Origin of the sequence: Kitasatospora sp. NPDC058184, from assembly GCF_042883725.1 — a bacterium.
In the GTDB taxonomy this organism is placed as follows: Bacteria; Actinomycetota; Actinomycetes; order Streptomycetales; family Streptomycetaceae; genus Kitasatospora.
The window spans coordinates 309,244-334,778 of sequence record NZ_JBHVVE010000009.1 but is presented as its reverse complement, the minus strand read 5'-3'; the positions used below and the strand labels follow the sequence as shown (position 1 = coordinate 334,778).

Genomic DNA, 25,535 nt, shown 5'->3' with positions numbered 1-25,535 from the left:
AGGCCGGCCCCCCGCTGTCAGGCGAGGCGCTCGCCGTCGAAGAAGACGCCGCCGGTGGGCCCGTCGGCGGGCAGGGTCGCGGCCCAGGCGACCCACACGGCGCTCTCCGAGGCGGGCCGGTCCTCCTCGTCGACGCCGAGCTCGGGGTGGGTGTCGACCCGCCCCGGGTCGACGGCGTTGACGAGGACATCGGTGTCGCGGAACGTCGCCGCGAGGCTCGCGGTGAGGGCGTTGAGCGCGTACTTGGAGAACGAGTACGCCGGGGCGCCCACCTGCCGGGGGTAGTCGGCCCCGGCCGCGATCTGCTGGTACGCCCCGCTCGAAACGTTCACCACCCGGGCCGCGGGCGCCGCCCGGAGCAGTGGGGACAGGGCCTGGACGAGGGCCCACACCCCGACCACGTTGACGTCGAGCGCCGTGCGGACGTAGTCGATGTCGGCGTCCAGCATGGACGGCGTGTCGAAGTCGGGCATGCAGCTGGCGTTGTTGACGAGGACGTCGAGGCGGCCGTGCCCGTCCCTGACGTGGGCGGCGACGCGCGCGAAGTCGTCGGTGTCGGCGAGGTCGAGGCGGAGGCCCTCCGCGCTGAGGCCCTCGGAGCGGAGGACGGCCGCCTGCTCCTCGGCCTGGCCGCCGTCGCGGGCCGTGACGATGACGTGGTGGCCCTGCGCGGCAAGAGCCCGGGCCACGGCGATGCCGAGCCCGGCGGACCGGCCTGCGCCGGTGATGAGTGCGGTCCTGTCGGTCATGGTGGCCTCCCCGGAAGGCGTGGACGACGCTTCACGAACAGCGTACGTCACGAACGCCGTTCGTTCGGCGCTGTTCGTTCGGCGCCGTTCGTTCGGACGAAAGCGGGCGGTCGCTTAGAGTGCTGCTCCCGCTTCCCCTCGCAGAAGGCCGATCCCCGATGCCCCCCACCCGCCGTCGTTCGACCCGCGACCGCCCGGCCAAGCCGCCGCTCAGCGAGGAGGCCGTCGTCGACGCGGCCCTGGAGGTCCTGCGCTCAGAGGGGCTGCCGGCCGTGTCGATGCGACGGGTCGCCAGCGCCCTGGACACCGGGCCCGCCTCGCTGTACGTCTACGTGGCCAACCGCGAGGCCCTGATCCACGCCATGCAGGACCGCATCTTCGCGACGGTCGAACTCGAGACCGCCGACCCGGCGCGCTGGCGCGACCAGCTGCACACGCTCCTGGGACGCCTGCGCGACGCGCTGGCCGCCCACCCCGGGATCGCCATGACGCTCACGACCGTGCCGCCCCGGAGCGAAGCGGTCCTGCGCCCGCTGGAGAACATGCTCGCCGTCCTCCTCGCCGGGGGCCTCACTCCCCAGGACGCGGCGTGGGCCGCCGACTTCCTCTCCACCCTGGTGCACCACGCCGCCGTCGAAGCCGAAGCACGGCCCGTCGGCCACCACGAGCAGGCCGAGGAGCTGTACCGGCACTTCACCGCCCAGTCGCCCGACGCGTTCCCCCTCATCACCGCCCACGCCGCCCAACTCGTCGCCGGCGACGCCGAGGAGCGATTCCGCCTCGCCGTCGACACCCTCATCGACGGCTTCCTCACCAGGGCGGCGCAGACCCCGGCGTAGACCACCGGCCGGGATCACCGGCCGGACCGCCCCGGTACGGTGCCCGGCCGTCGACCCCGGCTCCTGCCCCTACGACGCCGACGCCGCCTCGTGGCGGGCGACGAGCGCGGCGGTGTCCTCGGCGTCCAACGCGAGCCCGAACTCCCCGCTCAACAGCCCGGGCAGCTCGCCCGCCGACACCCGGCGGCTCTCCTCCGTGAAGTCCGGTAGCAGCCGGGTGAGTTCCGTGTCACGCAGGACGAGCCGCTGACCGGCCGCCGGCTTCTGCACCAGCAGCTTGCCGCGGAAGGGCGAGCGGGGATGCGTGGAGGTGAAGTGGCTGGTCACGGTGAAGTCGACCGGGAAGCGCGGCTCCGTCCCGATCGCGTAGAGGTCGAACCAGCCGTCGCGCCTCAGCCGCCGGAGCACCAGCGGTCCGGCGGCGCCCCGGGTCGGGCCCTCCTCACGGCGCAGCCCGTACGTCCAGCCGGACTGCCGGGCGACCTCGCCGTCGCGCAGCCGCAGCGGCTCCAGGAGGCCCTCGGCGCCGAAGCCGACGTCGGTGAACCAGTCCTCGCCGTCGAGTTCCACCCGCAGCGACATGTGCGTGGCCGGGCGGATCCGCTCCTCTCCCAGGCGTACACGTGACGCCGTCGCGGTGAAGGCGAAGCCGATCGCGTCCAGCGCCGCGGCGTAGAGCAGGGTCTGTTCGCAGCAGGTGCCCCCGCGTCGCCGCCGGACCATCTTCGCCTGCAGGGACTCCAGGTCGAGCCGGACGGGCCGGCCCAGGACGACCTCCAGGTTCTCGAAGGTGAGCGCGGCGATGTGGGCGGCGTGCAGCGCGCGCAGCACCTCCAGCGTCGGCTCGCGCTCCCCCCGGTACCCGATCCGGGCCAGATAGGCGTCGAGGTCCAGCCGGTCGCCGCCCCACACGGAGCCGATCGTCCCGCCCATGTGCTCCTCCTCCCCCTCGAACGAACCGCACCGCCCCACGCGCCGCCCCGCCCCGGCCCGGGGAGCCCGGGGCCGCGCGAGGGGCCCCACACCCGAGCGGCTGCCCCGGAAGAGCCCCTCCGACACACCCGCGCCGCCCGTTCGTCCGCGTCCACCCGCACCGGCGGCCCCGGCTGTGCCAGAGTGCTGGCACGGCCCGGCGAGCCTGTGCAGCGACGAGCCCGCGGCCGTCGACCGGTCCCCCGCCGACGGGCGGCCTCGCCGACAGCCGTCCTCGCCACACCGAGGGAGCAGGAACCCATGCCGGAGCTGTTCGACGCCGTACGGCCGCTGCCCGCCACCGCCGCCCGCTACCGCGAGCAGGACTGGTGGCGCGACCGGACCTTCCTGGACGATCTGCGCGACGCCGCCGGGCAGTCGCCCGACCAGCGCGTGATCATCAGCTGGCGCGCGGAGGAGGGCCGGGCCGTCACCCTGACCTTCGCCGACCTCGCCGCCCGGGTGGAACGGTTCGCCGCCGCACTGTCCGAGCTGGGCGTACGGCAGGGCGAGGTGGTTGCCTTCCAGCTGCCCGACCGGTGGGAGGCCGCCGTGCTCACGCTCGCCTGCTGGCGGGTCGGCGCGGTGACCATGCCGGTCTCCCTTCGGTTCGGCCGACGCGAGGTGGGCCGGATGCTGGCGTCGACCGGAGCCGTCCTGCTGGTCACGACCGACCGCGAGCCAGGTCCGGAGCACGTCGAGGCCCTCACCCGGCTCGCCGACGGCCTGCCCGCCCTGCGCCACCACGCGGTCCTCGGCGACGCCTCCGCCACCAACGTCCTCGACTTCGACTCCTGCCTGCGCGCCGCCGCCCCGCCCGCGCCGCAGGGCACCGCCCTCGGACCCGACGAGGTCGCGACAGTGCTGTTCACCTCCGGCACCAGCGGGAGTGCCACCGCCGTCGTGCACAGCCTGAACACCCTGTACGCGGGGGTCCGCCGGCCGTTGCCGATCCCGCCCCTGCTGCCGGGGCAGCCCTTCCCGGTGCTCACCCCGCTCAGCCACGGCGCCGGGCTGCGCAACGGCGTGCTACGGCCACTCGTCCACCGCACCAGCGCCCTGTACTGCGACGCGTGGGAGGCCGGCCGCTGGCTCGACCTGATCAGCGCCTACCGCACCGGCGCCCTGTTCGCCCCGCCGGCCATGCTGGCCGCCCTCGCCGCCGAACAGAGCCGCCGACCGCGGGACCTGCCCGGCTGGGAGGCGGTGGCCGCGATGGCCGCCAGCCCCTCGCGCGAGCTGGTCGACCTCCTGTGCCGCACCCTGAGCGGGCACGTCGTCAACGCTCTCGGCTCGACGGAGACCGGCGGAATCCTCGCCACCAGCCCCACCGACCCGCCCGAACGGGCCGCCCGGAGCATCGGCCGCCCGATGTCCGGCATCGAACTGCGGATGGCGCCCGCCACCGGACCGGACCAGGCCTCGGCGGTCGACGTGCGCAGCCCGTCCACCTGCCTGGGCACCTTCGACCGCGACACCGGACGCCTCCGGTGGCGCGCCGCCGACACCGACGGCTGGTACGCCACCGGAGACCTGATGCGCCCCGACGGCGAGGGCGGCCTGCGCTACGCGGGCCGGGCCTCCGACCGGATCTCCGGCACCACCCAGCTGATGATCCCCGTCCTGGACGTCGAGGCGGAGTTGCGCGAGCACCCGGCGATCGCCGACGTCGCCCTGGTCGGCTACCCCGCCGAGCACGGCGACCTGCCCTGCGCGGTCGTCGTCCCCGCGGGCGAGCACGCCCCCGAGCTGGCCGAACTGCACGCCTGGCTGGCCGGGCGCGGCATGACCGACTGGTACTGGCCCACCCGCGTCGAGACCGTGCCGCGGTTCCCCCGTAACGAGCTCGGCAAGGTCCGCAAGAACATCCTCCGGGCCTGGCTCACCGGCGGACGGCCGCTGCCCGACGGCGACGACGCGACCGCGCCCGCCGACCGACCAGGCGGTGACTGACCGGAGCGGCTCGTACGTCGACGGCCGCCGTCGGCCTCGGGGCCGCTCACGTCACTCCGGCAGCGAAATGCCCAGTTCCCGCAGGCGGGGCAGACAGGCTTCGAGGCACTGCTCCACCGAGGCGGCATCGGTGCGCACGAGAATGTCGTCACGCAGCGGGGCGCCGCTGGCCACGAACGTCCACGGCTTGCGCTGCTCCGCCATCCGTTCGGCGTCGGCCTTGAGCAGCACGGTGATGCCCTGTTCGGCCAGTGCTTCCATGATCGCCAGTACGTCCACCGGTGGTCTCCCCCTCGTGAAGTGCGTCGAAGGTGCTCGAACGCGCCACGGTGAACCTACCGGTCGAGGCCGGGCAGCGACGGCCAGGCGGCGACGGCCGGGCCCCGGACGGATGATCCGCCCGGGCCCCGGCGCTGGTGGAGGCGGGCCGGTCAGGCGCCGGGCACGCTGACGTAGCCGGAGATGTGGAGCTTCTGCCCACCGCCGCGGGCGTCCGCGGGCTTGACGTGGCGGTGCGTCACCTTGTCCCCGATGTTGCCCTCGACGGTGTCGATGGTGCCGTCGTGGTTGACGGCGACGACGACCCCGACGTGGCCACCCTTGGCGTAGGCGGGCGGACCGTAGACGACGAGGTCGCCGGGGACGGGGGTGTAGGGGCGCTCGCCGCGCGCGGGCTGCCGGTTGTGGAAGAGGTGGTGCTCCTGGCCCCACTTGCCGACGCCGCGTCCGGACAGGGTGGTCGGCGCGGGCTTCACACCCGCCTGGTGCCAGGTCCAGTCGGCGAACGCGGCGCACCAGGCGGTCTTGGCGCACTTGCTCTGCTTCTCCGTCCCGTCGGCGTAGGCGAAGTACTTGTCGCACGTGCCGGTCTTCTCGGGATCCTGGCCGGCCGGGGTGATCTGGCCGCGGGCGATGGAGACGATCCGCTCGCGCAGCGCGGAACGGGCGGTGGCGCCGTCGGACACGGTGGCGGTGTCGGTCGCGGAGTCGGTGTCGGTGGTGGTCCGGACGGCGTGCGCACCGGCCGGGAGGGCGCCGATGGTGGCCGCGGCGGCGGTGCCGAGGCCGCCGAGCGTACCGGCGGCCACCAGGGCGACGGCGGTGGTCCTTCCGGCGCGGCCCACGAGGGCGGCGAGCAGACGCGAGTGTGTCATGTTCATGATCTCTCCTTGGATGCGCCCTCCACCACCCCGGGCAGGCCGCAGCCTGCCCGGGACACGGGAGGAGGTGGGGTTTCCGCCGGGGATCCGCCCTCCGGCCGACCACCACGATTGCACGCCCGACCGCCGGACTCCTACGCTGTGTGAACACCTGGTTACCCATGCATATGCGGAGCGCCTCCGTACGGCCCTGACCAGGGCCTACGCACAGCCGAGGGAAGAGGAACCGAGCCGATGACGCACAACCGGCCGCCGCAGGCAGCCGATGAACCGGACCAGCCGACGGCCACCGCCGCCCGCGCCGAACTGGCCCGGACGCTGCGGAGGTGGCGTCAGGAGGCCGGGAACCCCACCCAGGTGACCGTGTCCCGGCGCACCGCGATCGCCCAGACGACCCTCTCCCGCTACGAGAACCCCGACGGCAGGTACCCGGCACCGGAAGCGGCGCTCCACTCCCTGGCCGCGTACTACGCGGTCGCCGACGGCGAGCTCGTCCGCGCGCTCGGGCTCAGAGCGGCGATCGACGGCGGCACGGGCGGCGCGCCGCCACCGGAGCCGGTACCGGAATCTGTGGTGGCGACCGCGCCGGAGGCACCGGCGCCCAGTGCCGAGCCGACGGCCGGTCAGGAACCCCGTGGCGGGCGACGGCGCCGGGCGGCGTGGGCCGCCGGGGGCGCGGCCGTGGCGGCGGCCGCCGCCGGCGCACTCCTCTACGCCCTGGCGGGCCCGGACACCGGCGCCACCGTCGCGCCCGCCCCGCAGGCGATGCCCGCACCCACGGCGGCCGCCTCCTGCGACGGGGCGTCCTGCCTGCACGTCGACCCGGTCGGCACCGTCTGCGACCGCGACGCCGCCACCGCCGCGGCCGACCGCGACTTCGGCGTCCTGATCGAACTGCGCTACAGCCCCTCCTGCCACGCCGCCTGGGCCAAGATGAGCGGCGGCTCCCCCGGCGACCGCGTCCAGGTCTTCGGCACCCCGCCCGAGCAGGAGGAGTACCGCCAGCAGTCCGGCCACGACGCCCACAGCAAGATGGTCCGCGCCGCCCGCCCCGCCGACGCCCGCGCCTGCGCCGTCGTCGACAACCGGGGCACCGTCTGCGCCGCACCCCGGGAAGCCCCCACGGGATGACGCGGGAGAGCGGGCACAGCCGGGTCGGCGAGCCGCTCGGGCGGAAGCCGACGGTGACCGCCCGTCAAGGACGAACGGATCCGGCGTACTCCCCCTCGCGATCCGGGGATACGAGGTCCAGGCGTCGTCCCCGCAGCGCGCGGCGTGCTGAGGCCCACGGGTCACACACAGGCCCGCAGTTCCGTGAGGTCCAGCGGTGGCAGCCGTGACAGTTCGGCGTCGGCGGCGGCCATGGCGGCGGCGTAGCGGGAGTCGGCGGGGAGGGCCGTGACGGTGTCGGCGATCTCGTCGCGCGTCGCTGTGAGTTCCAGCGCGCGGCCGAGGCCGTGACCGGCGAATGCGGTGGTGTTGCCGGGCCGGTCGGCGAGGACGCCCAGGCCCAGGACGGGCGTCGCCGCCTGCACCGCGTCGAGCAGGGAGGCCCGTCCGCCGTGCGTCACGAACAGGTCCACCTGACGCAGGATCGCGGGCTGCGGGACGTGCTCGACGACCGTGATGCGGGGGTCCGCGCTCGGCAGGTCCCGCGCGAGGTGTCCGGCGGACACGATCGCCTCGCAGCCGGTCGCGGAGAGGGCGGCCATGACCTCCCGGTACACGCTCCTCACGACGCCGCGCAGACCGGACATCGCGGTGGTCAGGGTGCCGAGGCTCACGTAGACGAGCGGGCGGGAGGAGGCGGGACGGTCCGGCCGCTCGGGGGCGGTGGTCCGGAACGCCGCGACGGTGCGCCGGACCGCGCGGGCCGATGACGAAGTCGAGTGCGGACACGTGCGACGGTATCGGCTCGGCGGTGACGGCTATCCGTAGGGCCATGGGGACTCCAAGCAGCGTTCTGCGGGCGCGCGGAATCCGGGCCCGCTTGCCGAGGTCGGCGGGTTGCGACGGGGCGTCAGGAATCGGCACCGGGTGACGGCGGCTTCCTCGACGAGACCGGGCCCGGACCGTCCTGACGGCCCAGGACGAGGACCTGGAAGGCCGCGCCGCCGTAGGCGACCAGGAGCCGGGCGATCCTGCGGGGCGTGCTGCGCATGCTGGTGTGCCTGCTCTCGTAGGGTGCTGTCGGTCTTTCGGAGGGTGCTGTCGGCTTGTCGGAGGGTGCCCGGGTCACCAGGAGACGGCGTCGTCCAGCGACTGCTGCCAGTAGCCGACCTTGAGGGAGTCGTCCACGTAGGCGCCCTCCGCGGGCAGCGACGGGTGGGCCCCGGTGCCGACGCTCTCGTTGCCGGAGGGGCCGTGGAAGTAGACGGTCAGCGAGTTCACGGTGTGGCCGTTCGAGCCGTCGGTGCCGTCGGTGGAGGACAGGTTCACGGAGGCGTAGCCGGACTCGCCGGGCTGGAGGGTGACCACGGCCTGCGGCTTCGAGTCGGTGATGACGGGGGGTACGGACTGGGCGTCGCCGAAGCGGACGGCCGGGTAGCCGTAGAGGTAGCAGGTGCCGGAGCCGGTGTTGGTGACCGTGAGCAGCAGGTGGTTCACGGGGCGGTTCAGCGGGGCGGCCGTGGTCGCGGTGTTGGAGCCTTCGCAGGTGACCGGTTTGGCGGCCGCGGGGGCGGCGGGGGTCTTCGGCGTCGGGGTGCCGGTGGTGGGCTTCGGGGCGGTGGGCCGGGGTGCGGCGGCCGGCTCCTGACTGGCGGAACCGGTGGTGCCACCGGCGTCGGCGGACGGGGCCGTGGAGGTCGAGGCGGACGCAGCGGCGGGCGCCGCAGCCCTGAGCGAGGGGCCGGTCGCCGTATCGATGACCCCGCTGTCGTTGCACGCGGTGAGCGAGAAGGCGGCGACCACGACGCTCGCGGCGGCACTGACCAGACGGGTGCGGGAGGTACGGACGGACATGTGGTCGCGCCCCTTTCGGCATGGGCTCGGGTGCTGCGTCGGTCGGACGGCCGAAGCCTGCGCGACGGTCCGTCCCAGCCGCCACGTCTGGCGCCGCACCAGGGAGGGTGGGACGGCGAAGGGAGCTCTGACCAGCGGGAACGAGGCCGGCCTGGAACGCCGGAATGGGACGCCGAGGGGACGGACGAGAGGACGGACGGGGCGGCTGCCGGAGGGCACGGGGCCGAGGCGCCCCGCGTGTCGTCGGGCCTCGCGAGTGCGTTTAGGGTGTGGGAGCTATGCGACTGGTCGAGATGGAGACAGCCCGGCAGGACTGGAAGGGCATGCTGTGCGGCTGCGGCGGTTCGGCGGAGCACCTGGCCCGGGATCTGCTGCGGCTCGCGGGCGGGGGATCCGGGGCGGAGCCGGGCCAGGTCGACCTCGAATGGCATGTCTGGTCCCCGGTCGTCCTGTGGGAGCCGGCTCCCGCGGTGGCGTCCGTTGCGCTGGCGGCACTGGCCGATGACGTCGCACCGGCGGCCCGCGCGCGCTTCCTCCAGCTCCTTCAGTGCCTGGTGGCGGGCGAGGGCACGGACGCGGAGTCCGCCCGACGAGGACTCGATCTTCCGGAGCTGTGCAGAAACGTTGCCGCGCAAGGTCTCTGGCTGCTCTACGGGGAGGTGATGGCGAATCGGTCCCTCGTCGGGGCGGGCACCGCCTTCGAGATCCTCACGGTGGTGGAGCCCGACAGGGCTCGCCTGCACCGTGTCCGGGAGCTCGCGGCCGACTGGCTGCCCGTGTGCTGCCGGACCGGTCTGTGCGATGACGACCTGTGGGCCCTCGACCGCTGACCTCGCCGGAGTCGTGGCCGCGCTGCCGTGGACGAGCCGCGCTGCCCGCTGCCGGGCTTCCGCGGCTCGTCTCCCTCCCGGAGGACGGGGTCAGGGGGCCGGTGACCGCTTGCCCGACACCCCGGCGGCGCGGTGGCACAGCTCGACGAGGGAGCCGAGGAACTGGCCGCCGTACGCGCCGGCGGCGGCGCAGGGGTCCGCGTCGGCGGCCTGGCCGCCGGACGGCCGCCCGGCCTCGGGAGCGGGCCGCGGTCGGGAGCCGGCGGCCGGGAAGCCCGGTCGCCGCCCCGGGCTCGGCACCGGTGTGCGCCCTGGCCCGCCGTCGCCCTGGTCGGCGGCCTGGTCCTCCTGGTCGCCGGCGGGCCCGGCGTCCGGCGCGGGGACGGGCTCCGCGGTCGCGAGCTCCGACGGGGACGGCACGGGGACCGGCACCGGCGAGGCCGAGGGCGCGGAGCGCTCCAGGACCCCCACGACGGCGGGGGCGACCGGCTGGTCGTCGGGGACCGGTCGCGGGCCCATCCCGAGGTAGGCCCGCGGGCCGGCGTCCGCCGCTCCCGAGAGCAGTGCCGTCGCGAGGACGACCGCGACGACCGTGCCGCGCCCGAACGCCCGGACCGGGGACGGGCAGCCGGGCGGCCGCCGGGCGACGGGGACCGCCAGAGGAACCGCCGAGGGGGCGGCCGCCGCCGACTCCGCCCGGCGTCGGCAGACCTCCGCGTTGCGCGACGCCGCCCACTGCTCCGACGCGCCCAGCCCGGCCCACGCGGTGGCGGCCACGGCGAACAGGTCGGCCGCCCGCAGGGGGTCGCCGCCGACCGCCGCGACGTACGCCCGCACCTCCTGCGCCCGCAGCGTCTCGGGGTGCAGGGTGCCGCGCTCCAGGGCGACGTACCGGTGGAGCTCCTCGGCCAGGCGGGTCGCGAGGGCCGTGTTCCCGGCCTCCATCGCGCCCCGGATCAGGGCCACCCGGGGCGCGTAGGCGGCCGGCAGCCTCTCGGCGGCCGTCCTTGACGACGTGTCGGCCGTATCGGTCATGGGCCCCTCGCAGGTGGTTCTCCGAACGATGGATGACGTCACGTATACCGGTCGGAGCCACCCCGGGCCGGTGCCCTGTCAGCCCATCGGGTGAATCGTCACCGACCGGTCCACGGAACTCCTCCGGCGTTCGGGCCGCTCCGGTAAGGCGCCGCCCGGCCCGGCCGCCGGTCCGCGCCCCCGTGGCGTCACCGCGCCGAAATCGCCTCTTCGAGTGATCTGGGTGACGGGCCGAGTGACCCGGCTGACGGGCCGACCGATCCTGGTGACGGGCCGACGACGGGGCTTCCCGGCGCCGGTCCCGCCGTCAGGCCTGCTCCCCCGCCCGCAGCTCGGTGGCGATCTGGCGCCGGCCCGCGACCAGCGTCTCCAGCACCACCCCGAGGCCGACCAGCAGGGCCAGGCCCGCGGTGGGCAGCAGCACCGGCAGCAGCACGGGCGTGATGACGTCCCCGACCTTGGCGCCGACCAGCGTCGAGATGTCGAAGGCGCCGCCGAGCAGGGCGACCGCCGCCAGCGCGACCAGGCCGCCGCCGACGGCCGCCGCCAGGGTCTGCGGCAGCGCCTCGGTCATGATCAGCGCCAGCCCGTCCCGGGGCCGCAGGCCCATGGTGCGCAGCCGGGCGAGCACGGCCGTGCGGTCGGGGGCGGCCCGGAAGAGCGTCAGCAGGACGGCGAGCAGGGCGAATCCGGCTCCGGCGGCGGCCGCGTACCAGAACAGCCGCTCGGCGGCGTGCTGCAGCGGGTCGGCGCCGAGCGCGGCGGCGGTCTCCCGGCTGCTGTGCACCGTGTACCCGGCGGGCAGGCCGTGGGTGTCCTTGCCGGTGGCCGTGGAGCCGTCCGCGATGAGCTTGGCCAGACCGACGGGCCTGGCTCCGCCGTTGTCCCGCAGGGCCGTCCTGACCTGGTCGGGGTCGATGTCGCCGACGGCGAACCACTGGTTCACCCGCTTGGCGTCCGGCAGTCGTTCCCAGGTGGGGCCGGCGGGGACGACGACGAACGGCTTGCCCGGGTCCGGCAGCGCGGGGGTGGCGCCGACGGTGTCGGCGACGGTGAGGCGCAGGTCGTTGCCGTTGAGGGTGCGCACCCGGGACGGCCCCGCGGCCAGGTGCTGGGCCAGGTCGCGGCTGACCAGGGCGGGCACCGGGGTGTCCCGGCCGCCTGGCGTCCCGGCCAGCTTCGCCGGGTCGAACTCGCCGACCCCGAGGGCCCGGGCGATCTCGGCGTACGCCGTCGGATCGGTCACCACCACCAGGTTGGCCTCGGTGTAGTCCTGGTCGCCGCCGAAGACGCGGGCCTTGGTCTCCATCCAGACCCCGGTCGAGGTCCGGACGCCCGGCAGGGCGGCCGCGGCCTTGGTGAACGGCTCGGTCAGGGTGGCGTAGTCCGGGAGGGAGACGCCGATGTCCCCGCCCGTGGTGATGCGCGCGGCGCGGGTCCGCACGTCGTCGACGGTGTCGAGCACGGTGGCGCCGAAGCCGGTCGTGGTGACGGCGATCAGCAGGGCGAGCAGCGGCAGCACGGAGGGCCTGCGGCGGCCCGAGGCGTCGCGGGCGGCCCGGGAGAGGCCGAGGAAGCCGATCAGGCCGCGGCCCCGGCCGACGAGGGCGGCCAGCCGGCCGACCACCACCGGCTCGATCCTGGCCAGCAGCAGTCCGCCGGTGACGGCGAGCAGCAGCGGCGCGGCGACCAGCAGCGGGTCCACTCCGGCCCCGGGGTGGCCGACGCCCCGGCGCCGGACCTCCGCGACGGCCGCGGCGGTGACCGCCAGGACGGCGAGTTCGCCGACCAGTCGGCGTCGGCCGCTGACCGGCCGCCGGCGCACCCAGAGCAGGGCCGCGCGGACCGGGAAGCCCAGCAGGGCGATCAGGGTCGCGACCAGGGCCGCCAGCACCGCGCGGTCCCACCGGGGGGTGGGCAGCAGCACCAGGGCGAGCGTCGTGGCGAGCACGGCGGCGGGCAGGACGGTGACCGCCCCCTCGCCGATCAACCGCCGCAGCACCCCGGCGACGGATCCGCCGCGGGCCCGAAGCAGCCGGATCTCGGCGGCGCGCCGGTCGGTGGTGAGCGCGGCGGCCAGGAACAGCACCACGGTGGCGACGCCCGCGACGCCGACCGGTCCGATCACGCTGAGCGGCAGCGAGGCCCGGTAGCGCTCGTCCGCCCTGGTGAGGACGTCGCGCAGGCCGGAGACGGTGTGCAGGTCGGGGCGCCCGATCGCGTCGTGGAGAACGGTGGCGTCGTGCCCGGTCAGGAAGGAGGTGATGACGCCGCGGGTACGGTCGAGCTGGTCGGCGTGCAGCGAGGCGGGGTCGACGGGCAGCCGCCAGAAGTTCTCGGCGTTCGAACCCCAGTGGACCAACGCGGATAGGCTGCCGCCGTCGACGAACCCGCTGGTCGTCCAGTGCTCGTGCTCGGCGTCGGTGTTCAGGCAGGCGCGGGCCGGGCAGCCGAGGTCGTCCCAGAAGGGGTCCTGGGGGTCGTTGACCTCGTAGAGGCCGACCACCACGGTGGTCCGCCGGACACCCGCGCCCTCGTCGCCGTTGTCGATGACGTCACCGAGCTTGATGCGGATGGTCTCGGCGGCCTTCTTGCTGACCACGATCGGCAGCGGATCGCCGACGGCGCCGGGGGTCGGCCAGGTGCCCTCGGTGAGGGTGGCCCGGGCGGCCAGGTCGTGCAGGTAGAGCAGGCTGAGGGCCGGGTACGGCTCCTTGTCCGAGAGGTGGGCGTACCCCGGGTTGGTCATGTAGCGGTCGGCCAGGGCGCGGGCGCCGTAGGCCTGACCCGACGGGGACAGCGTCAGCCGCCCGTCGACCTGCTCGACGAGCTGGCGCTGCACCCGGTCGAGTTCGGCGATGCTGTCGTCCTCCCGCGTCTTGGAGGTGGTCCGCAGGCTGGTCGGGTTGACGCCCTTCTCGCTGACGAAGGACTGGAGCGCCGTGTCCGCGCCCCGGTCCATGACGAGGGGGAAGGCCGCCGCCAGGAAGACGGTGACGAACGCGAGGGCCGCCATGAGCAGCGCGGCCAGCGGGTTCGCCCGCAGCCTGGTGCGGACCCAGCGCGCGGGGCGCCGGGCGGTGTCGGGGGTGGGCACGCGGGTGCCGGCCTGGGTGGTCACATCTCCTCCACGTGGCGCGGGCGGGCGGCCACGTCTCGACGGCGGCGTCCGATGAGGAAGGCCGACAGCAGCAGGGGCGGCCGCGATCGCGGTCGCGTGCGGCGCACTGATCACCGGCAATCGGTCGCCGGATAGCGGACGATGCTGTCAGATTCGATCGAGGAACGGAAGGGATTCGCACGAATCAACTAAGCACTGAGCGAATTCCTTGCATTGGCGGGATCCGGGCCGGCGGCAAGTCGTCGAAATGCCATGCGCACTTCACAACTCCGGCTTCACCGCACGCCCTTGACCAGGCAACTTCTCTTTCCGGAATTCTCTACTCGAAACGGTGAACCCGCCAAGCCGCCCCAACCGTTGCCCCGGACGGAACCGCACAGCCACGCCCGCCAGGAGCGCCGCCCCGACGGCCACCCGCCCGACGGCGGCCGTGACCGGTCCCCGGTGCAGCACTCGCAGACGGGCCACGGGCCGGCGACGCCGACGGCCCACGCCCCGTGGCCGTCGGGGCGGGGCCCGGGAGATCGCCTCCGCAACCTGGCATATTCCGTCCGCCGGAACGGGCTTGAAAGCACCTTCGTGCACCAGCAAAGTGGTCGCCAGTGAACCGGCACCATCGATACGAGGAGGATGCATGACGCAGACGCCCGTACCGTGGGGCATCGGCAGGATGACGCCGTACGCGGCCACCACTGCCACGCTCCCGGCGCTCACGCCCGTGATCGACCCCGAGACGCAGATCGCGGTCGTCGTGGACGAGGACGGCCGCACGGTGGAACTGGGTTCCCATGGCACCAGCACCAGTGGACTCACCCCGACCAGCACCCGCCCCGGCGACGGGGCCGCTCCGGGCGGTGCGACCGACGCCGACAGCACCGAGTCCTACGACCAGGACCAGAGCGGCAGTTGACGCCGAGACACCGTCGGCCGGTGCTGGTGCTGACCAACCCCTACGACGTCACCGCGGACGTGGTCCTGCGCGTCCTCGCGCACCGCCGCTCCCCCGTGGTCCGTCTCGACCCCGGCACCGACCTGCACACGGGCGCCTCGCTGACCGCCTCGTTCCGTACGGACGGCCGGCGGGGCACCCTGCGCACCCCCAGCCGGGAGCTCGACCTCACCGAGGTGGGGGCCGTGTGGGTGCGCCGGGCCTCGCCCTACGAGGGGCCGGCCGACCTCGACGGCCCGGAACGCCGCTTCGCGGCCTCGCAGTCCGTGTGGGGCGCGGGCGGCATCCTCGCCTCCCTCCCCGGGGCGCACTACGTCAACCACCCGTGGGCGAACCGCGCCGCCGAACACAAACCCGCACAACTCGCCGCCGCGCAGCGCTCCGGATTCGCTGTCCCGGACACCCTCATCACCAACGACCCGCAGGAGGCACGGGACTTCGTGGCCCTCCAGCGGGCCGGAGCGGTCTACAAGCCCGTGTGGAACACCCCGTACTCCGTCGACGGCGAACCGCGGGCCGTGTGGGTGCGGGACGTCCGGGCGCAGGAGATCACGGACGCGGTCCGGGCCTGCCCGCACCTGTTCCAGGCCCGGGTCCCCAAGGCGTACGACGTCAGGGTGACCGCCGTCGGCGACCGGCTGTTCGGCGTGCGGATCGACAGCCCGGACCTCGACTGGCGCCACCGGCAGGACCTGATGACCTGCACGCCGATCGCCGTACCCGAACCGGTCGCGCGGTCCGTGGCCGACTACCTCGGCCACTTCCGGCTGGTGTTCGGCGCGTTCGACTTCGCCGTCACGCCGGACGGCAGCTGGTCGTTCCTCGAATGCAACCCCAACGGCCAGTGGGCCTGGCAACCGCCCGAGACCACCGACCGCATCGCACACGCACTCGCTGACGAGCTGCAGAGAGGCCCCGACGCATGAGCACGTCCGAAGAGCTGCGCGCCGCCCTGACGGCCGACCTCGCCGAGAACGGCGCGCTGTCCGACCCGGCATGGATCAAGGCGGCCGAAGCGGTCCCCCGCGAAGCCTTCGCCGGGGCGTACTTCCTCCCGGTCGACGGCAGCGACCCGACCGCCTACCGGCCGGTCCGGCAGGGCGACCCCGGCTGGCTGGAGGGGATCTACACCGACCGGACGCTCATCACCCAACTCGACGGCCACACCGGCGCGGACGAGGCGGACGGACAACCCGTGGTCGGGGCCCCGTCCTCCTCCTCCACCCTGCCGTCCCTCGTCCTCGGGATGTGGCAGCGGCTCGGCACGGACACCGGACACCGCGTCCTCGAGATCGGCACCGGCACCGGCTACTCGACCGCCCTCGGCGCCCACCGGCTCGGGGACGGGAACCTCACCAGCATCGAGTACGACCCGCGGGTCGCCGAACGCGCCGCCGCCGCACTCCGGACCGCCGGCTACCAGCCCCGCCTCCTCGTCGGCGACGGACTGCGCGGAGACCCCGGCGGCGGCGCCTATGACCGGCTGATCGCCACCTGCTCGGTCCGCTACCTACCGATGCCCTGGCTGCACCAAGTGAAGCCGGGCGGCCGCATCCTGGTCACCCTGTCCGGCTGGAGCTACGCCTCCGGCCTGGCCGAGCTCACCGTGACCGGCCCCGGCGAAGCCACCGGCCGGTTCCTGCCCGGCTACACCAGCTTCATGATCGCCCGCCCGCACGACCGCCCGCCCCGCTCGACCCTCACCATGCTGCCCGGCGACGAACGGCCCAGCCTGATCGACCCGGCCGCCGTCGACACCTGGACCGGCAGCTGGGTCGCCCAGCTCGCCGCCCCCTCCGCCGAACGCATGGGCAACGGCGCGACCCAGATCCTCTCCGACGTCGCCACCGGCTCCCAGGCCCGCACCGCACCCCGCCCCGACGGTGGATGGACCGTCACCCAACGGGGCCCGCTGCGGCTGTGGGACCGCGTCGAAGAGGCCGTACGGCTCTGGCAGCGGGCCGGCGAGCCGCACCAGGAAGGCTTCGGGATCACCGTCTCGGCGGCCGGACAACGGGTGTGGATCGGTACGGAGGACGGCCCGGGCTGGGACCTGCCGATCTGAGCGGTTGCACTGGTGGAGGGCAGTGCCCTACCAGAGTCCGGCGGCCAGCCAGACGGTCACGGCCGCGGTGGTGACGAGCCCGAGGTTGAGCGCGATCCGGCGGTCGCCGCCGGTCAGGTGGACGGCGACCGCGCCGGCCTGGAGCAGCACGAGGCCGACGGCCGCCGCCAATGCCAGCGGGGGCGCGACGCCCGTCAGCGGCGGCAGGACCAGGCCGATCGCGCCGAGCACTTCGACCGTCCCCAGCGCCCTGAGGGCGGGCAACGGTACGCGGTCCACCCAGGCCATCATCGGCCGGAGCTGATCGGGGCTGCGGGTAGCCTTCAGCGTGCCCGCGTAGGCGTAGAAGAGGGCGAGCGGTGCCGCGAGGAGCCAGTAGGCGATGTTCATGGTTTCCGTTCGGTGTTCCTGTTCACGTGTCACCGGTCTACGGGGACCGGTCGACTGCTTCAGGCGAGGTCGGTGGCGGGCTCGGTCGCGTAGCGGCTCATCGCCTCGGCGTTGGCCTGCGGCGTCAGCGGCCGGCCGTCGGCGAGCACCTGCTGGAGGTCCCGGAAGTACTGCACGTACAGGTCGGGGGTGAACGTGCTGAGCATGGTGGCGGGTTGGTCGGTCGGGTTGGCGAAGGTGTGCGGGGTACCGGGCGGGACCATCACGAGCGTCCCCGCGGTGGCGTCGTGGTCCTCGTCCCCGACGGTGAACCGCACGGTGCCGGAGAGGATGTAGAAGCCCTCGTCGTGCCGGGCGTGGCGGTGCTGCGGCGGCCCCTGGGTGTGCGGGGCGAGGACGGACTCGGCGATCGCGAGGCGGTGCCCGGTGTGGCTGCCGTCCTCCAGGACGCGCATGCGCGTGGTGCCCAGGACGATCGTCTCGCCGCCGCCGGGGCCCACCACCGAGAGGGCGGGGCCGACCTGCGGTCCGTTGCTCCGTGTCTCCTCGGTCCTGGGTCCTTCGGCCATGGCTTCTTCGGTCCTGGCTTCTTCGGGCGTGGCTTCTTCGGGCGTGGTCTCTTCGCTCATGTCCACCAGTGCACCGCCGGGGCCTCACGGGTGTCCAAGACCCGTCCTGCGGTATCGATACCCGGCGGGTATCGTTGCAGCGTGGAGCTTCGTACCTTGCGGTATTTCGTGGCGGTCGCCGAGGAACTCCACTTCGGCCGGGCAGCCACCCGACTGCACATGACCCAGCCGCCGCTCAGCCGGGCGATCAAGCAGCTGGAGGCCGAGGTGGGGGCCCTGCTGTTCGACCGCTCGCCCGCCGGCGTCTCGCTCACCCCGGTGGGCACGGTGCTGCTCGACGAGGCGCGGGCCCTGCTCGACCACGCCGGCCGCGTCCGTGCCCGCGTGAGCTCGGCAGCCGGCGCCGCGACCATCACCGTCGGCATCCTCGGCAACCTCACCGACCCCGGCGTGACCAGGCTGGCGGCCGCCTACCGCCGACGCCACCCCGGCATCGACATCCGCGTCCGCGACACCGATCTGACCGACCCCACCTGCGGGCTGCGCGCCGCACTCGTCGACGTCGCCCTCACCCGGGCACCGTTCGACGAGACCGCCCTGACGGTGCGCACACTGCGCAGCGACCCGGTCGGCGTGGTCCTGCGCGCCGACGATCCGCTGGCCGGCCGCGGCCGACTCCGGCTCGCCGAACTGGACGACCGCCGCTGGTTCCAGTTCCCCCAGGGTACCGACCCCGTCTGGCAGTCGTACTGGAACGGCGGCAGGCCGCGCGAGGGCGCCGTGGTGCGCACCGTCCAGGAGTGCCAGCAGGCCGTCCTGTGGAACGGCAGCGTCGGCCTGGCCCCGCTCGGACACGACCTGCCCGCGGAGCTGGCCGTGGTGCCGCTGACCGACATGGCGCCGAGCCGCGTGGTGGCGGCGTGGAACGAGGGCGACACCAACCCGTTGATCCGGTCCTTCGTCGAGATCGCGACGGCCGCGTACCGCCGCTGAGCACCGGCAACCGGTCCGGCCGGTGCCACCGCCCTCGCTCGGGCGCGGGCGAACGCCTTCGCCCGCAACACCTTGAACGGCTGCCGGGGTACGGCATGCACAGTACGCCCGCTGCCCGGTTGTCCGCCGTACGGCCGGGAAGCGCGGGCTCCTGTCATCCGCGGAGGTGATGCGTTGCTACGCCTCGGAGATGACGGTGTCTCAGTCTTCACGGCGAGGTCGGATCGGAGTTCGCGACCTACCGTTTCTCACATGACCAGACTCCGTCGCGCCGCCGTGGCCGCCGTGCTCGCCCTCGTCCTGCCGTTGCCGATCGCCGGGGCGAGTTCGGCGCTCGCGGCCACCGCCACAGCTCCCGCCGCCTCCTCGGCGGAGGTGTCCGCCGCAGAGCTCGACCTGCCCCGGCCGACGGGGTCGCAGGCCGTCGGCCGCAGCACGCTGCACCTCGTCGACCGGGACCGCCCGGACCCGTGGGTGCCGGCCGCGGGGGCGCGGCAGTTGATGGTGTCGATGTACTACCCGGCCCGTCCCGGGACGGGCGGTCCGGCGACCCCGTACCTGACCGCCGAGGAGGCCCGGCTGCTGCTGGACTTCCAGGTGCCGGGCGGCACCATACCGCCCGAGGCGGCCACCGGCCTCCACCCGTGGGCCCGCACCGACGCGCGCCCGACGCCGGGCAGGTACCCGCTCGTCGTCCTCTCCCCCGGGTTCACGCTCCCCCGCGGCACCCTCACCGGCCTCGCCGAGGACCTGGCCAGCCGCGGGTACGTCGTCGCCGCCGTCGACCACACCTTCGAGACCTCCGGCACCACCTTCCCGGACGGGCGCACCCTGACCTGCGCCGTCTGCCAGGACCTGAACGACGACAAGATCGCGGCCGTCCCCCCGAGCCGGGCCAAGGACATCTCCTTCGTCCTCGACCAGCTGACCGGCCCCCGCCCCGCCTGGCCGCACGCCCGCATGATCGACCGGGACCGGATCGGCATGGCCGGGCACTCCATCGGCGGCAACTCCGCGGCCAGCACGATGGCCGCCGACCAGCGGATCCGCGCCGGCGTCAACATGGACGGCAAGTTCTTCGACCCGTTCCCCACCGGCGGGCTGGGCGGACGGCCCTTCCTGATGCTCGGCACCCAGTCCGTCCACAACCCCTCGGGCTGGGACACCACCTGGAACGAGGCCTGGGCCCGCGCGGACGGCTGGAAGCGCTGGCTGTCCGTGACCGGCTCCGACCACGGCAGCTTCACCGACGCACCACTCATCGGCGCCCGCGCGGGCCTGCCCGACCCCGAGGCCACGCTCGCCCCACTGCGCGCCGAGAAGATCACCCGGTCCTACGTGGGCGCCTTCTTCGACCTGCACCTGAAGGGCATCCCCCAGCGGCTGCTCGACCGCTCGTCGACGGCGTACCCGGAGGTCCTCTTCCAGCAGCCCCTCCACTGAGCCCGGCGGCCCCTCCGCCAATGCGAAATCCCTTTGCCCGGCCGCCTCGCGTGGTTCGACACTGAGCCCATGCTCGGATTCGTCAGGACCGACAACGAAGCCCTCGTCTCGTGCCTGGGCGACCCGCAACGTGCCGTAGCGGCCTACCGGGAGCTGCTGCGGCGCACGGAGGACGCGCTCGGTGCCATCCGCGCCGGCCTGTCCCACGAGAGCGCAGCCGTACGGGAAGGCTGCTGCCGGCTTCTGGACCACCTGGTCGATACCGAGTCCATGGGCGAGCTCATCACCATGGCCGACGATCCCGACGCCCGGGTCAGGATCGCCGCGTTCCACGCCCTGGCGTGCGACCGGTGCAAGGGGGACACGTGCGCACCGGGCGCGGACCGGGTCCTCGAACCAGCGCTGCGGCACCTGGCCTCCGACCCCGACCCGCGGGCCAGGGCGATGGCCGCCGAGCTCGTCGGCAAGTTCGCCCACACCGATGCCCGAGCCGTCGCCGCCTTGCGCAGGTCCTCCGCGCAGGACCCGAGCCCGGCCGTCCGGAAGAAGGCAGGATGGTTCATCCCCGGAGGGGCCGTCTACGAACGGACCGCCCCTCACCCGCCCAGGTGACGGGCCAGCCCTTACGTCCCCGAAGGGGGCCCAGCCCGGGTCACGCCGGTGGGATCGGGCCGAGGTAGGTGCCGCCGGAGGCGTCGATGGTCTGGCCGGTCACCCAGCGGCCCTGCGGGCCGGCGAGGAAGCCCACGACGTCCGCGACGTCCTCCGGCAGGCCGATCCGGCCCAGGGCGGTGATGGACTCCAGTCCGGCCATCGCCTCCGGGGCGCTCGTCCACGCGGAGGTCATGTCGGTGAGGATCACGCCGGGGTTGACGGTGTTCACGGTGATCCCGCGCCGGCCGAGCTCGTTGGCGAGGGGCGCGGCGAGGGCCACCAGCGCCGTCTTGCTGACGCTGTAGCCGATCTGGAGGGGCGAGCCGATCCGGGCAGCGGCCGAGGCCACGTTCACGATCCGCCCGCCGTCCCGGAGCAGCGGCAGGGCCCGCTGGATCACGAAGACCGGCGTGCGGACGTTGATCGCCATCACCCGGTCGAACTCCTCCTCGGTGATCTGTCCGATCGAACCGGCCAGGTGGATGCCCGCGTTGTTCACCAGGACGTCCAGGCCGTCCTCGCCGTGCTCCGCCAGCCCGGCCGTGAGGCCCTCGAACAGTTCGTCCAGCGCACCACTGGTACCGAACCGGGCCCGCACCGCGAACGCCCGGCCGCCGGACTTGGCGATCAGCTCCACGGTCTCCGCGGCGGCCTCCTCGTTGCCGCCGTAGTGCACCGCGACCAGCGCCCCGTCGGCGGCGAGCCGCAGCGCGACCGCCCGCCCGATCCCGCGCGACCCGCCCGTCACCAGTGCCGTCCTACCGTCCGGTTCGCCCATGGCCGCCGCTCCTTCGTACCCGCCCCGGCCGAGTCCGGGGCCGGTTCCGGATCGTCACGGCCCGATGCCGGACAACCCCTCATACATGCCCGGCGCCGCAGCGCTGATGCCACCCGGCGGACGGCGACACGACGACGGCCCCGGCACGGGCGGTGCCGTGCCGGGGCCGTCGTGGCCGTCGTGGCCGTCGTGGCCGTCGTGGCGGAGGGATCGGATCCGGAGCCCGGAGGGGTCAGATCCGGACCCGGTTGGCCGGAGCCACACCGGCGGCGATCCGGCCTGCTTCGATCCAGCCCGGGGCGTCGCCGCCGTGGTTGAGCCAGACCCTCATCGCGCCGTCGTCCGCCAGGACGAGGTAGTCGTCCCTGCCGTCGCCGTCGAAGTCGGCGAACCGCACGTTGTCGCGGGGGGCGACGCCCGCGGCGATCTGCCCGAGTTCCCGCCAACCACCGTGCCCGTCACCGCCGTTGTTGATCCACGCCTTGACCGAGCCGTCGTCCTCCACGACCAAGTAGTCGGCGCGTCGATCGCCGTTGACGTCGGCGAAGCGCACCTTCCCACTCGGGGCGACGCCGGCGGCGACCCGGCCGATGGCCTCCCAGCCTCCGTACCCGTCACCGCCCTTGTTCAGCCAGACGCTCACCGAGCCGTCGTCCTCCAGGACGAGGTAGTCGGCCTTCCCGTCACCGTCGAAGTCGGCGAGTCGTACCTTCGCGGGCGGGGCGACGCCTGCGGCCACCGTGCCGCCGCTGCGGAAGCCGCCCTTCCCGGTACCCGCCCAGCACATGACCCGGCCGTCCGGCATCACCTCCAGGTGATCGGCCTTGCCGTCGCCGTCGAAGTCCGTGAAGTACGGTGTGGAGTAAGGGAGTTCATCGGGGCCTCGGTCACAGGAGGACTCCTTCGGGACCGGCTCCTCCCAGCCGCCGCGCCCGTCACCGCCCCGGTTGAACAGCATGCACTGGTCGAAAACCCCACCGCCCTTGCTGGCGAGGTAGTCGACCTTCTTGTCCCCGTCGATGTCGCCCAGCCACACGTACTTGCTCGGCAGACCGACACCGGTGGCGACCTGGCCGAGTTCGGTCCAGCCGCGCTCGGCGGTGTCGCCTCCGTTGTTGAGCCACGCGTCCAGCGAACCGTTGTCGCCGACCACGACGTAGTCGGCCCGCTTGTCGCCGTCGACGTCCGCGAAGCGGACCTTGCCGCCCGGCGCGACCCCCGCGGCGACCTTTCCGAGAGCGCTCCAGCCGCCTCCGCCGGGCATGTCGGTGCCCTTGTTCAGCCAGACGTTCACCGAGCCGTCGTCGCCGACCACCAGGTAGTCGGCCTTGCCGTCGCCGTCGAAGTCGGCGAAGCGGACCTTGTCCCCGGTGGCCACTCCGGCCGCGATCCGCCCGACGCCCGTCCAGCCGCCCCGGCCGTCGGTGTTGAGCCAGGCGGAGACGGAGCCGTCGTCCTCGACCACGAGGTAGTCGGCCTTGCCGTCGCCGTTGACATCCGCGAAGCGGACCTTGCCGCCGGGGGCGACGCCGGCCGCCACCGTGCCGACGGCCTGCCAGCCGCCTCCGGCGGGCGTGCCGGTGGTCCCGCCCGATCCGCCGGACGGGTCCATGCCCCCGCCACTGCCGGGCGTGCCCGTACCCGTGGTCCCACTGGAGCCGGTCGACGGATCCATCCCCCCGCCACTGCCGGGCGTGCCCGTGCCGGTGGTTCCGCCGGATCCTGTGGACGGATCCATCCCTCCGCCACCGCCGGGGGCACCGGTGCCTCCCGGCATGTCGGTCCCCCGGTTGAGCCAGGCCTGCACCGAGCCGTCGTCGTTCAGGACGAGGTAGTCGGCCTTCCCGTCGCCGTCGAGGTCGGCGAAGCGGACCTTGCCGCCCGGCGCGACCCCGGCGGCGATCCTTCCGACGCTCTGCCAGCCTCCGCCGCCCTTGGCGTCGGTGCCCCGGTTCAGCCACGCCTGGACCGAGCCGTCGTCGCCGACCACCAGGTAGTCGGCCTTGCCGTCACCGTCGATGTCCACCGGGCCGTCACCCAGGACGCCCCCGCTGTACGGGGCGGGCTTGACCTCGACGTTCTCGGTGATCCAGCCGTCGGCGGCCGCGGCGGCGACACCCTCGTAGAAGGCGTCGGCGATCTTCGTGTAGCCGCTCGGGGTCGGGTGCAGGCCGTCGCCGCCCCTCATGTCGCCCGCGGTGACGGCGCCCATGTCCGCGAAGCCCACCTTCATGCCCTTGCCCCGCCAGCTGTCCACCAGCGGCGGCAGGAGCTTGTTGTAGGCCTCGAACAGGGGCTGGAAGCGCGCCCACGGCGTGGCGGGGTCGGTCGGGGGAACCGAGCCGAGCACCACCGTCGCGTCCGGCGCCATGGCGTGGATCTTCCCCAGCAGGGTGTCCATCCGGTCGCGCGCGTCCTGGGGTGTGGTCGGGGCGCCGCGGTTGAGGTCGTTGGTGCCCGCCATCAACGTGATCACGTTCGGCTTCGCCGCCGGCAGCCAGGTGTCGAGGTCCCCCTCGCGGTAGCCCGCATTGTCCGTCAACTCGTCGATCCGCCAGCCCGAGTGGCCCTCGTGATCGCCGTCGAAGCCTCCGTCGCCGTGCTTGAGGGAGCCGACGAAGTCCAGGCTGCCGGTGTGGTCCTTCAGCGCCTGCCACAGCTCCTTGCGGTAGCCCAGGCTGTCATTGGCGCTGCCCACGCCCTGGGTGATCGAGTCGCCCAGCGGCATCACCGTCAGCTTCGGCACGTCCCACGGGTCCCGGCTCTCCAGACCGGTGTGCCGGACGGTCACCGCACCCGGTGCCGCCCCGGCCCGTCCGTCACAGGCGAACGTGCCGTACTGCGGGTGCGCGTCGTGCTGCCGCACCGTCTGGCTCAGGCACTCCGAGAGGGCCTGCTGCCCGAAGGCGTTCGGGTGGACGAACTCCTGCGCCTCGCCCTGCTTGCGGGTGCTCGGCACGCCGGGCAGGTGGTCGACCCAGCGCACCCACTCGGCGGCGTCGGCGGCCAACGGGGACCGCGGGGAGTTCTCCACCCCGGCCGTCCTGGCGTCCTTGGAGTTCAGCTCGTGCCCCGCGAAGGCGGACCGCGGGTCGAGGAAGACGGCCTTCTTCGCGACCGCGGCCTTCTTGAGGGCGTCGGAGATCGCCGGGGTGACGGTGCGGTTGGTCCAGGCGGCGTCCTCGTCGTAGAAGGGGAACCCCGCCTTGGTGTACCGGTCGTAGGTGTCGCCGGTCTCGCGCATGCCCAGGGGCTGCGGGAACGGGCTCGAGTAGGACTGGACGACCAGGGTGTAGTCGCCGTCCTCGTACCCCGCGTCCCGCATGGCGGCGCGGATGTCGTCGACCGTGCCCTCCACGCTGCCCTGAAGGCCCGCCACCTTGCTCTTCAGGGGAGCGTCCTCGCCCTCGTGGCAGGCGCCCCGGCCGAGCAGGAACCGCTGGGCACAGCGGTTCAGGATGCCGGAGAAGTCGAGGTCGTTCCCGCCGACGGACAGCGCGATCACCTTGACGTTCTGCTGCTTCGCCAGCTCGCGCAGTTGCTGGACCTGTGGCGCTTCGCCCTTGTGGCTCTCGCTGCGGACGTGCTTCGTCTCGGCTCCGGAGCAGGCGATGTTGAAGCGGTTCGCCGGAGGGATGCCGTAGAGGTCGACGCCCTTGATCTCGGCCACGTCCGAGCGGTCGCACCCGTTGCCGCCCTGGTAGGAGGTGCCGCCGTAGACCTTCGTCAGGTCGTAGCGGCAGGTCTCCGCTTCGGCGACCTCCCCGGTGCAGTCCGTCGCGGCGCGGTCGGTGCCGAGACCGGAGCCGGAACTCGGGTAGTCCCCGTTGCCGGCCCAGCGGCCGCCCTCACCGGAGATGTAGCTGTCGCCCATGGACACGACGGCCTCGGAACCGTCCGAGCACTCCGAGCCCGCGCGGACGGACAGCTGGGATGCCGCCTTGCAGGAGAGCTTCATGGCCAGTAGCCAGCGCAGGAAGTCGGTGCCCTTTTCCACACGCTTCCCACCGGGAGCCATCACCTCGTAGGACGTGCCGGCGTCGATCGCCTTCCCCATTTTGCCCCACTCGA

Annotated in this window: 23 protein-coding genes; 10 read left to right on the top strand and 13 right to left on the bottom strand. The window is 73.9% G+C overall.

The features are described 5' to 3' along the window. Positions 1 to 17: 17 nt before the first annotated feature. Complete coding sequence (locus tag ACFVXH_RS19830; protein WP_387825503.1) at positions 18 to 749, bottom strand: SDR family NAD(P)-dependent oxidoreductase; 732 nt, start codon at positions 747 to 749, stop codon at positions 18 to 20. A 158-nt stretch (positions 750 to 907) separates the two neighbouring features. Between ACFVXH_RS19830 and ACFVXH_RS19825 the strand changes: the two genes are divergently transcribed. Continuing rightward, a complete protein-coding gene (locus ACFVXH_RS19825; RefSeq protein ID WP_387825500.1) occupies positions 908 to 1,588 on the top strand; it encodes a TetR/AcrR family transcriptional regulator in 681 nt (226 codons plus the stop codon). 69 nt (positions 1,589 to 1,657) lie between these two features. Here ACFVXH_RS19825 and ACFVXH_RS19820 read toward each other — a convergent pair whose 3' ends face one another. After that, positions 1,658 to 2,521 (bottom strand): arylamine N-acetyltransferase, encoded by an 864-nt coding sequence (locus ACFVXH_RS19820; protein ID WP_387825497.1) that lies wholly within the window; start codon positions 2,519 to 2,521, stop codon positions 1,658 to 1,660. Between the two features lie 300 nt (positions 2,522 to 2,821). On the opposite strand from ACFVXH_RS19820, the gene ACFVXH_RS19815 reads away from it, so the two are divergent. Then, on the top strand, positions 2,822 to 4,513 hold the full coding sequence (locus ACFVXH_RS19815; protein ID WP_387825494.1) for an AMP-binding protein: 1,692 nt from the start codon (positions 2,822 to 2,824) through the stop codon (positions 4,511 to 4,513). A 51-nt stretch (positions 4,514 to 4,564) separates the two neighbouring features. Here the strand turns inward: ACFVXH_RS19815 and ACFVXH_RS19810 are convergent, their stop codons facing one another. After that, a complete protein-coding gene (locus ACFVXH_RS19810) occupies positions 4,565 to 4,792 on the bottom strand; it encodes a hypothetical protein (RefSeq protein ID WP_049659115.1) in 228 nt (75 codons plus the stop codon). A 152-nt stretch (positions 4,793 to 4,944) separates the two neighbouring features. Further along, the gene (locus ACFVXH_RS19805) at positions 4,945 to 5,667 is read right to left on the bottom strand and encodes a CHAP domain-containing protein (protein ID WP_387825491.1); all 723 of its coding nucleotides are present in this window, start codon (positions 5,665 to 5,667) and stop codon (positions 4,945 to 4,947) included. A gap of 240 nt (positions 5,668 to 5,907) precedes the next feature. Between ACFVXH_RS19805 and ACFVXH_RS19800 the strand changes: the two genes are divergently transcribed. Next, on the top strand, positions 5,908 to 6,804 hold the full coding sequence (locus tag ACFVXH_RS19800) for a DUF2690 domain-containing protein (protein ID WP_387825488.1): 897 nt from the start codon (positions 5,908 to 5,910) through the stop codon (positions 6,802 to 6,804). A 161-nt stretch (positions 6,805 to 6,965) separates the two neighbouring features. Here ACFVXH_RS19800 and ACFVXH_RS19795 read toward each other — a convergent pair whose 3' ends face one another. The 3 genes from ACFVXH_RS19795 to ACFVXH_RS19785 form a co-directional block, all read right to left on the bottom strand. After that, complete coding sequence (locus tag ACFVXH_RS19795; protein ID WP_387825485.1) at positions 6,966 to 7,457, bottom strand: glycosyltransferase; 492 nt, start codon at positions 7,455 to 7,457, stop codon at positions 6,966 to 6,968. Between the two features lie 236 nt (positions 7,458 to 7,693). Then, positions 7,694 to 7,834: a hypothetical protein gene (locus tag ACFVXH_RS19790; RefSeq protein ID WP_387825482.1), complete on the bottom strand. Its 141-nt coding sequence runs from the start codon at positions 7,832 to 7,834 to the stop codon at positions 7,694 to 7,696. A gap of 74 nt (positions 7,835 to 7,908) precedes the next feature. Beyond that, the gene (locus tag ACFVXH_RS19785) at positions 7,909 to 8,637 is read right to left on the bottom strand and encodes a DUF4232 domain-containing protein (protein ID WP_387825479.1); all 729 of its coding nucleotides are present in this window, start codon (positions 8,635 to 8,637) and stop codon (positions 7,909 to 7,911) included. Between the two features lie 278 nt (positions 8,638 to 8,915). Between ACFVXH_RS19785 and ACFVXH_RS19780 the strand changes: the two genes are divergently transcribed. Next, entirely contained in the window at positions 8,916 to 9,467 is a 552-nt protein-coding gene (locus ACFVXH_RS19780; protein ID WP_049660000.1) for a hypothetical protein, read from the top strand. Positions 9,468 to 9,557: 90 nt separating this feature from the next. On the opposite strand, the gene ACFVXH_RS19775 is transcribed toward ACFVXH_RS19780, so the two are convergent. Beyond that, positions 9,558 to 10,502 (bottom strand): hypothetical protein, encoded by a 945-nt coding sequence (locus ACFVXH_RS19775; RefSeq protein WP_387825476.1) that lies wholly within the window; start codon positions 10,500 to 10,502, stop codon positions 9,558 to 9,560. 307 nt (positions 10,503 to 10,809) lie between these two features. Then, positions 10,810 to 13,623 (bottom strand): hypothetical protein, encoded by a 2,814-nt coding sequence (locus ACFVXH_RS19770; protein WP_387825473.1) that lies wholly within the window; start codon positions 13,621 to 13,623, stop codon positions 10,810 to 10,812. A 634-nt stretch (positions 13,624 to 14,257) separates the two neighbouring features. Between ACFVXH_RS19770 and tgmA the strand changes: the two genes are divergently transcribed. Genes tgmA through tgmC form a run of 3 tightly spaced genes read left to right on the top strand, consistent with a single transcriptional unit; the run spans position 14,258 to position 16,637 of the window. Then, positions 14,258 to 14,533, top strand: coding sequence for a putative ATP-grasp-modified RiPP (tgmA, locus tag ACFVXH_RS19765; protein ID WP_049649147.1), 276 nt, complete (start codon positions 14,258 to 14,260; stop codon positions 14,531 to 14,533). 20 nt (positions 14,534 to 14,553) lie between these two features. Next, positions 14,554 to 15,498: an ATP-grasp ribosomal peptide maturase gene (tgmB, locus tag ACFVXH_RS19760; RefSeq protein ID WP_387825470.1), complete on the top strand. Its 945-nt coding sequence runs from the start codon at positions 14,554 to 14,556 to the stop codon at positions 15,496 to 15,498. Beyond that, positions 15,495 to 16,637 (top strand): ATP-grasp peptide maturase system methyltransferase, encoded by a 1,143-nt coding sequence (gene tgmC / locus ACFVXH_RS19755; RefSeq protein ID WP_387825468.1) that lies wholly within the window; start codon positions 15,495 to 15,497, stop codon positions 16,635 to 16,637. The genes tgmB and tgmC overlap by 4 nt, the downstream gene beginning before the upstream one ends. A 27-nt stretch (positions 16,638 to 16,664) precedes the next feature. Here the strand turns inward: tgmC and ACFVXH_RS19750 are convergent, their stop codons facing one another. Then, positions 16,665 to 17,027 (bottom strand): DoxX family protein, encoded by a 363-nt coding sequence (locus ACFVXH_RS19750; RefSeq protein WP_387825465.1) that lies wholly within the window; start codon positions 17,025 to 17,027, stop codon positions 16,665 to 16,667. A 59-nt stretch (positions 17,028 to 17,086) separates the two neighbouring features. Then, positions 17,087 to 17,596 (bottom strand): cupin domain-containing protein, encoded by a 510-nt coding sequence (locus ACFVXH_RS19745; RefSeq protein WP_387825462.1) that lies wholly within the window; start codon positions 17,594 to 17,596, stop codon positions 17,087 to 17,089. 141 nt (positions 17,597 to 17,737) lie between these two features. On the opposite strand from ACFVXH_RS19745, the gene ACFVXH_RS19740 reads away from it, so the two are divergent. From ACFVXH_RS19740 to ACFVXH_RS19730, 3 genes are all read left to right on the top strand, one after another. Continuing rightward, entirely contained in the window at positions 17,738 to 18,589 is an 852-nt protein-coding gene (locus ACFVXH_RS19740; protein WP_387825459.1) for a LysR family transcriptional regulator, read from the top strand. Between the two features lie 252 nt (positions 18,590 to 18,841). Next, on the top strand, positions 18,842 to 20,032 hold the full coding sequence (locus ACFVXH_RS19735) for an alpha/beta hydrolase family protein (RefSeq protein ID WP_387825456.1): 1,191 nt from the start codon (positions 18,842 to 18,844) through the stop codon (positions 20,030 to 20,032). Positions 20,033 to 20,101: 69 nt separating this feature from the next. Continuing rightward, on the top strand, positions 20,102 to 20,644 hold the full coding sequence (locus ACFVXH_RS19730; protein ID WP_387825453.1) for a HEAT repeat domain-containing protein: 543 nt from the start codon (positions 20,102 to 20,104) through the stop codon (positions 20,642 to 20,644). A gap of 40 nt (positions 20,645 to 20,684) precedes the next feature. Here the strand turns inward: ACFVXH_RS19730 and ACFVXH_RS19725 are convergent, their stop codons facing one another. Both ACFVXH_RS19725 and ACFVXH_RS19720 read right to left on the bottom strand, forming a co-directional pair. Beyond that, positions 20,685 to 21,464, bottom strand: coding sequence for an SDR family NAD(P)-dependent oxidoreductase (locus ACFVXH_RS19725; protein ID WP_387825450.1), 780 nt, complete (start codon positions 21,462 to 21,464; stop codon positions 20,685 to 20,687). A gap of 232 nt (positions 21,465 to 21,696) precedes the next feature. Beyond that, entirely contained in the window at positions 21,697 to 25,521 is a 3,825-nt protein-coding gene (locus ACFVXH_RS19720) for an FG-GAP-like repeat-containing protein (RefSeq protein WP_387825656.1), read from the bottom strand. Between the last annotated feature and the right edge of the window lie 14 nt (positions 25,522 to 25,535).

Excerpts from the sequence above, each read along its gene's own strand:
- ACFVXH_RS19830 (WP_387825503.1), bottom strand. The coding sequence starts at position 749 with ATGACCGACAGGACCGCACTCATCACCGGCGCAGGCCGGTCCGCCGGG.
- ACFVXH_RS19825 (WP_387825500.1), top strand. The coding sequence starts at position 908 with ATGCCCCCCACCCGCCGTCGTTCGACCCGCGACCGCCCGGCCAAGCCG.
- ACFVXH_RS19820 (WP_387825497.1), bottom strand. The coding sequence starts at position 2,521 with ATGGGCGGGACGATCGGCTCCGTGTGGGGCGGCGACCGGCTGGACCTC.
- ACFVXH_RS19815 (WP_387825494.1), top strand. The coding sequence starts at position 2,822 with ATGCCGGAGCTGTTCGACGCCGTACGGCCGCTGCCCGCCACCGCCGCC.
- ACFVXH_RS19805 (WP_387825491.1), bottom strand. The coding sequence starts at position 5,667 with ATGACACACTCGCGTCTGCTCGCCGCCCTCGTGGGCCGCGCCGGAAGG.
- ACFVXH_RS19800 (WP_387825488.1), top strand. The coding sequence starts at position 5,908 with ATGACGCACAACCGGCCGCCGCAGGCAGCCGATGAACCGGACCAGCCG.
- ACFVXH_RS19790 (WP_387825482.1), bottom strand. The coding sequence starts at position 7,834 with ATGCGCAGCACGCCCCGCAGGATCGCCCGGCTCCTGGTCGCCTACGGC.
- ACFVXH_RS19785 (WP_387825479.1), bottom strand. The coding sequence starts at position 8,637 with ATGTCCGTCCGTACCTCCCGCACCCGTCTGGTCAGTGCCGCCGCGAGC.
- ACFVXH_RS19780 (WP_049660000.1), top strand. The coding sequence starts at position 8,916 with ATGCGACTGGTCGAGATGGAGACAGCCCGGCAGGACTGGAAGGGCATG.
- ACFVXH_RS19775 (WP_387825476.1), bottom strand. The coding sequence starts at position 10,502 with ATGACCGATACGGCCGACACGTCGTCAAGGACGGCCGCCGAGAGGCTG.
- tgmA (WP_049649147.1), top strand. The coding sequence starts at position 14,258 with ATGACGCAGACGCCCGTACCGTGGGGCATCGGCAGGATGACGCCGTAC.
- tgmC (WP_387825468.1), top strand. The coding sequence starts at position 15,495 with ATGAGCACGTCCGAAGAGCTGCGCGCCGCCCTGACGGCCGACCTCGCC.
- ACFVXH_RS19750 (WP_387825465.1), bottom strand. The coding sequence starts at position 17,027 with ATGAACATCGCCTACTGGCTCCTCGCGGCACCGCTCGCCCTCTTCTAC.
- ACFVXH_RS19745 (WP_387825462.1), bottom strand. The coding sequence starts at position 17,596 with ATGGCCGAAGGACCCAGGACCGAGGAGACACGGAGCAACGGACCGCAG.
- ACFVXH_RS19735 (WP_387825456.1), top strand. The coding sequence starts at position 18,842 with ATGACCAGACTCCGTCGCGCCGCCGTGGCCGCCGTGCTCGCCCTCGTC.
- ACFVXH_RS19730 (WP_387825453.1), top strand. The coding sequence starts at position 20,102 with ATGCTCGGATTCGTCAGGACCGACAACGAAGCCCTCGTCTCGTGCCTG.
- ACFVXH_RS19725 (WP_387825450.1), bottom strand. The coding sequence starts at position 21,464 with ATGGGCGAACCGGACGGTAGGACGGCACTGGTGACGGGCGGGTCGCGC.
- ACFVXH_RS19720 (WP_387825656.1), bottom strand. The coding sequence starts at position 25,521 with ATGGGGAAGGCGATCGACGCCGGCACGTCCTACGAGGTGATGGCTCCC.